General features: G+C 45.5%; 7 protein-coding genes. 2 read left to right on the top strand and 5 right to left on the bottom strand.

What is annotated here, in order from left to right; genetic code table 11:
* Nucleotides 1-513 precede the first annotated feature (513 nt).
* The 5 genes from ACLHZ1_RS20290 to ACLHZ1_RS20310 form a co-directional block, all read right to left on the bottom strand.
* A complete protein-coding gene (locus tag ACLHZ1_RS20290; protein ID WP_059112251.1) occupies nt 514-1,080 on the bottom strand; it encodes a TetR/AcrR family transcriptional regulator in 567 nt (188 codons plus the stop codon).
* A gap of 100 nt (nt 1,081-1,180) precedes the next feature.
* Nucleotides 1,181-1,735 carry an OsmC family protein gene (locus ACLHZ1_RS20295; protein WP_171268911.1) on the bottom strand — a complete coding sequence of 185 codons (555 nt, stop codon included), beginning with the start codon at nt 1,733-1,735 and terminating at the stop codon, nt 1,181-1,183.
* Nucleotides 1,736-1,830: 95 nt separating this feature from the next.
* Complete coding sequence (locus ACLHZ1_RS20300; protein ID WP_427263502.1) at nt 1,831-2,205, bottom strand: carboxymuconolactone decarboxylase family protein; 375 nt, start codon at nt 2,203-2,205, stop codon at nt 1,831-1,833.
* Nucleotides 2,195-2,989, bottom strand: a complete 795-nt coding sequence (locus ACLHZ1_RS20305; protein WP_427263503.1) for an SDR family NAD(P)-dependent oxidoreductase — start codon at nt 2,987-2,989, stop codon at nt 2,195-2,197. The genes ACLHZ1_RS20300 and ACLHZ1_RS20305 overlap by 11 nt, the downstream gene beginning before the upstream one ends.
* A 164-nt stretch (nt 2,990-3,153) precedes the next feature.
* Nucleotides 3,154-3,510 (bottom strand): thioredoxin family protein, encoded by a 357-nt coding sequence (locus ACLHZ1_RS20310; protein ID WP_050498234.1) that lies wholly within the window; start codon nt 3,508-3,510, stop codon nt 3,154-3,156.
* A 318-nt stretch (nt 3,511-3,828) separates the two neighbouring features.
* On the opposite strand from ACLHZ1_RS20310, the gene ACLHZ1_RS20315 reads away from it, so the two are divergent.
* Nucleotides 3,829-4,938 (top strand): alkene reductase, encoded by a 1,110-nt coding sequence (locus ACLHZ1_RS20315; RefSeq protein ID WP_041211542.1) that lies wholly within the window; start codon nt 3,829-3,831, stop codon nt 4,936-4,938.
* Nucleotides 4,939-4,969: 31 nt separating this feature from the next.
* Complete coding sequence (locus ACLHZ1_RS20320) at nt 4,970-5,734, top strand: DsbA family oxidoreductase (RefSeq protein ID WP_234917622.1); 765 nt, start codon at nt 4,970-4,972, stop codon at nt 5,732-5,734.
* The last annotated feature ends 305 nt before the right edge of the window (nt 5,735-6,039 follow it).

The following is a 6,039-nucleotide window of genomic DNA, read 5'->3' on the forward strand; positions in this document are numbered from 1 at the left end:
ACGATAACCAACTGGCGATGTTATTCACGCTGGCCAACCTGTTTCGGGCGGACCAAATGATACGTCAGTGGGAGAGATCTCACTAAAAACTGGGAATAACGCCTTAAATGGCGAAGAAACGGTCTAAATAGGCTGATTCAAGGCATTTACGGGAGAAAAAACGGCTCAAACATGAAGAAATGAAATGACTGAGTCAGCCGAGAAGAATTTCCCCGCTTATTCGCACCTTCCATAGGCCAGGGTAAACGGATTTTGTCTGTGATCGGCGGCCTGGGCAGTGGCGGCAAAGCCTGCCAGCGCCGTCAGCACCATGGCACTGCCGTATCTATAAAAAAGCGCGGATTACTCCGCGCATAAAAACTTAGTGTTAAGACATCTTGGCTATGTTGGATAGTCCTCCTCTACTTGGCTGGTGTAATAAATAATAGAGCAGGGTGGGAAATACCCTACTATTATATGAGTTTTATTTGTCCGTAAAAAAGGGGTATATGAATGGAGACCGTGCCAGCCTAACTAAATTCTGGCTGCGACAATACGGCCAATCACACTTGGATCAAGTTCAAAGCCATCATCCATAGCCCACCTGACAAAACTACTACCTTCCATCAGGCTTAAAATCTGAAAAGCTATCTGCCGTGAATTTCCATCAGGAGAAAACTCACCGCTGGAGATGCCCATAGTTATTATTTTTTCAAGCCATTGCAATTGAATGTCAAAATACTTACGAGTTAGTGCTTGTAATTTTTCAGGCAATGCCGCCATTTCTGCTGCAAGTGCACCACATAAAGGTAACATTCCATCAGCCATTGCGGCTCTGAACAAAGAGGCGAATGCACATAGCCGACCAAATGCATTTGGAAAATCGTGTTCAATTCTATCGAAATCGAGAACGGAGCGCTCAATATAAGACTCGATAATTACCACACCAAGGTCTTCTTTCTTAGGGAAATGGTGATGTATACTTGCTTTTCTTATCCCTACTACTTTTTCTAGGTCAGCATAACTAAATGCTGCATAGCCTCTGGAACGCAACATATACTCAGCAGATTTAATTAATGATTCTCTTGTATCAATAGACATATGGTGTACTACCTGCGTGAGGACATGGAGAGAGCATGCTATAACATCACGGATTAGAGGTAAATCTCGACGTAGCAAACTGCATGCTCTCTTCATTGCATTACTTCTCTGCAATGACCAGTTTGGGTACCATGCGAATGGCTCGTGAGAAGTTGGCATAGTTAGGCGATGTTTGAAGCACGGCGTTGTGGATCTCTTCTAACTGCGCATCAGTTCCATCAGAGTCGATGTAAACACTATATTGCACCTCGTCATAACCTGGATTGACAGCTTCATCCAATCCCAGGAAGCCGCGCAGGTCAAGCTCTCCTGTTGTGTCAATTTTCAGCGAGTTGATAGTGACCCCTTTGGTTGCCGCTATGGCAACGTAGCCAACCGTCATGCAGGCATTGAGGGCAGCCATCAGTAGTTCCTGGGGATTGGGAGCTGTATTGGTTCCCAATATTTCCGTTGGCTCATCTGCTGCGATATGGAAATTACGCTCATAGTTCTTACCACGCAGTTCATAGGATTTTATCGTAGACACAGAGCGTGTTTGACCGGCCCAACGAGTTTCCACATTGAAGCGCGCTTTCGATATGCTGGGATCTTGACTTACACCCTCAGCGAATTGCTGGAATTCGGTCATGTCAATGCCATTAACGATGTTTTTCATAATAATATTCCTGTATGTGACTTCCCCTATTATTCGATTAACAAAATAATCGGGAACATTAATTTCAGTAGTTAGTGTATAGTGACTCTATGAGCTCATACTCCATCGTAGGCGTCTAAAGTTCGGGCCGAGTAGACATATGCTGCACCAGCATTTAGAGCGATTGCAGTTCCCAAAGCAGCTGCAACCTCTTCTTTCGTTGCGCCAACTTTTTTGGCCGCCGCAGCATGAGCTGCGATACAACCATCGCATCGAGTGGTTACCGCAACGGCTAATGCAATGAGTTCATGAGTTTTCGGATCCAGTACATTACCAGCCCTTGTTGCGGCTTCCAGGTTATGAAATGCATGAGCCACAGGTTGATTTGCTTTGGCAAGATTACCCACGCTCTTGATAAGATCGGACAGTCTATTGCTCCATTCATTGATCATTTTTTGTACCTTTTTAGTTTGTTGAATTTTATTTTCCAAGCTTACGTGCAGCCATGACACCACCATCAACATCCCAGATCGCCCCGGTCACCCAAGATGCCTTATCTGAGAGAAGAAATATAATAGTCTCCGCAACATCACGTGGAGTGCCATTTCGGCCTAGTGGATGGAAATTACTGAAATCCTGTAGGGCACTATTTAGTTCTTCACTCGGAATGAAGCGTTCAAAAATACGAGTTTCCACAATGGCTGGGCTGACTGCATTTACACGAATGCCGTATCTTGCCAGTTCAGCAGCAGCATGCCGAGTCATCGTATCCAACCCGGTTTTCGCCATTGAATAGGCAGAGGCCGTAACAGTTTCAATCGCTTGGCGGGCAGCAACGGCTGTTACATTGACGATCGAACCGGTTTTATTCTGAGCTATGAGTGACGCTGCAATCTGCTGCGTAATAAAGAAGAATGCGCGGTTTAGATCGAGAAAATTGTTATAGTCATCGAGAGTATGTTCCAAGAATCCCTTGGGGTAATAAATTCCTGCGGAATTTACCAACATATCGATATCTTTGTGCTCAAGCGCTAACTGGCTAATCAGATACTGCACACTGTCAAAATTTGATAAGTTTGCAGTTAACGCAAAGACTTTTTCGTCACCGCTTACAGTAGCAAGTTGTTTACGTGCTTCCTCAGCTTTCTCTGCCCGGCTTCCGACAATAACTACAGTTCCGCCTTGCTCGGCGACTATTAGCGCTGTTTCAAACCCTATGCCGCTTGTGCCGCCAATAACCAAGATCTTCTGACCTTCAAATTGTCTATTCTGCATAGTCTCACCTGCTGAGAATTTAGGATTAAACCAACCTACCAACTAGTAGGTTAAGGTTATGTGTGTCTGTTCTTCTTGTCAAGTTTCTGCTGGTTTTTATTGTTATCGACCCATGTTGACTGGCATACCATGCCTATGCAGCCGTTCTTTTCTACCGTTTTTAGTCACACCCCCCCTGGTTCAGAGCCTCGGAGTGTGGCGTCCTTCACCTCTGTCAGTGCGTGATGGTAATGTTCTGACGATTTCCCCCCGACGATGCGTTTGATCAGCTGTCCATCTTTGAACATCAGCACTGAGGGTAACCCCCAGATTTCATAGCGGGTGGTCAAAACAGGAGACTGATCAATGTTCACACTCCCAACAATCACAGAGTGTTCCAGCTGCTCAGCAAACTCATTAAAGAGCGCTTCACTATCGCGGCAAGGTGGGCACCAGGACGCAAAAAAGCGCACAACAGCCAACCCCTTGGTGCGCTCAATTTGGTGGAAGTTATTTTCGTTGCAGATGAACAACTCATGCATTTTTCGGTACCTCATTTGTGGGTTTTGGCATCAAGCGCATCTCATATAGAGCAGGCAGACATTCCTCCTGCACAGGAAGATGAACTCAATTAAGGCTCATTGATGGGCGTTGAAAAAATTGCAACAACACCATTGCCTACCTAGTGGTAGGTTGATAAACTGTCACAGTATCATCTTCCTTGCAACAGCGGCAACAAACTAGATAGTTGCATGCCTCCTGCTGGCGAGAATCTAACTAGTGGCCGCAGGGCTTGAGTGATATGCCTGGTTTGTCAGGCCATCCTGATATTTTTTATTTAACCTTTAGTGAGGTATTCGATGAGTAAGTTATTCACTCCCTACAATATGGCGAGTATCCATTTAAAAAACCGTGTTGTAATGGCTCCAATGACTCGAACCAGGACACTTAATGATGTTGCTGATGAGCTGGTTGCTCTTTATTACGCCCAACGGGCATCTGCTGGCCTTCTGATCACGGAAGGTCTTCCTGTGTCTGAAGAGGGCCGCGGCTATTTGTATACACCAGGCTTGTATAATGAGGCACAGATGCAAGGCTGGCGGAAGGTTACTGATGCTGTCCATGCGAAAGGTGGTCGTATTTTTGCGCAGCTCTGGCATGTAGGTCGCATGTCGCATGTATCTCTGCTGCCTGGTAATCAGGCTCCTGTCTCGTCAGGAACAATACCTGCGACCAATACAACCGTGTTTGCATTTACGGAGTCTGGCGAGCCGGGCGCGGTTACCCCCAGTGAGCCGCGAGCACTGGAGACGGAAGAGGTCGGTCGCATTACAGAGGATTTTGTGAAATCTGCGCTGCTGGCAATAGAGGCTGGTTTTGATGGTGTCGAAGTCATGGCGGCCAATGGATTTATCTTTGATCAATTCTTAAGTAGCCAACTGAACACCAGAACAGATCGATACGGTGGAACTGTTGAAAACCGTCAGCGTTTCCTGATGGAAACTATCGATGCTATCTCAATGGCTATTGGTGAGGACAAAGTGGCAGTTCGCCTTTCACCATTCGGCCGTATTTACGACCTAGCACCGTATGATAATGAAGAGGAAACTTGGGCCAGCATCGCGTCAGCCCTCGGTCAACGTAAACTTGCTTATGTACATTTGTACTATCAACCGAACTACAATGCGGCCCCGAAAGAGGCTGATAGCTTCAAGAGTTCATTCCGCAACGTTTTTGACGGTACGATTATCGCTGCCGGCGGCTTCAATCGAAGCATTGCCGAAGAAGCGTTGGAAAAAGGTGAAGTGGATCTGGTGGCTTTTGGTGTTCCCTACATTGCCAACCCTGATTTGGTTGAGCGCATGCAAAATGATTGGCCACTGGCGGAAAGCGATCGTACAACCTATTACGGCATCAGTAGCTCTCCAGAGAAGGGATATACTGATTATCCAGCTTATCAACTAGAATAAACCAACGGCTATATAGCCTGGATAATATCCTATGTTACCGGGCTTTAATTTATATCATCCCAATCAATATTTAGTTAAATTTTTTGAGGTAGTTATGAATATACTCTCCCCACAAATAACCATTGATATTTGGTCCGATTTTGTCTGTCCATGGTGCTGGATAGCAAAGAAACGGTTCGAAAAAGCATTAGACGTTTTTGAAAATAAGGATAATGTGTTGATTCGCCACCACAGCTATCGTATAGCAAGTGAATTTGCGCCAGCACCTTTTAAGGCTGCAATGTATAAAAAATTTGGTACAGAACAAGGTGCCGAACTAATGATGAAGCAGATAAAAATTGCTGGTGAGTCAGAAGGGCTTTTGTATAACTTTGACACAATGCTGTTTGGTGATACCAAGGATGCACATGCCATGGTAAAGATGGCCGATCAGGTAGGTTTAGGAGAAAAACTAGCTGAGCGATTGTTCATGGCAAGCATCACTGAAGGGCGATCTATTTTTGACCATAAGGAGTTGGTTGCAATCTCCACAGAAGTGGGTGTTAGCCCTACAGATGCCGAAAATGCGCTCAATAGTAGAACACTGAGGGACGCCATCATTTCAGATGAAAACAACGCTCGCGCCATTGGTGCAAGCGGCGTACCGCTTTTCTTGCTCAACAACAGGTATTCTCTCAGTGGCGCCCAGCCTGCAAGTAGCTTTCTGGGCGTATTACAGCAGGCATGGGCTGACAAGCAGAATGAAGTAGTGATAACTAAAGGCCAAAGTTGCGAAGTGGGTGGGTGTAGTATCTAAAGAATGAATGGAAGATGAGTGTTGTAGAAGATCTGTGATCTGTAGTGAAGTCTGGTCTGCAAGGTCACAGTCATTTTTACTAGGCTGTATTCTCAAAATGCTGATTTTCTGTCCGCTATTAGTTCCCGTAAGTAACGAAGGCAGAAAGCCGTTTGATAAAAGCTGCACAACTTCTTCAGAGCCTGTAAATCCAATTGTGTAACCGCCCACGAATAAGTAACTTTTTCAAAAGGATACCTTCGTGGGTAAGCAAATGGACCAAGACAAACTCAAAGCACTGGCCGCTGAGCTGGCAAAAGACATCA

It is taken from the genome of Aeromonas sobria (genome assembly GCF_050266975.1).
Taxonomy (GTDB): domain Bacteria; phylum Pseudomonadota; class Gammaproteobacteria; order Enterobacterales; family Aeromonadaceae; genus Aeromonas; species Aeromonas sobria_B.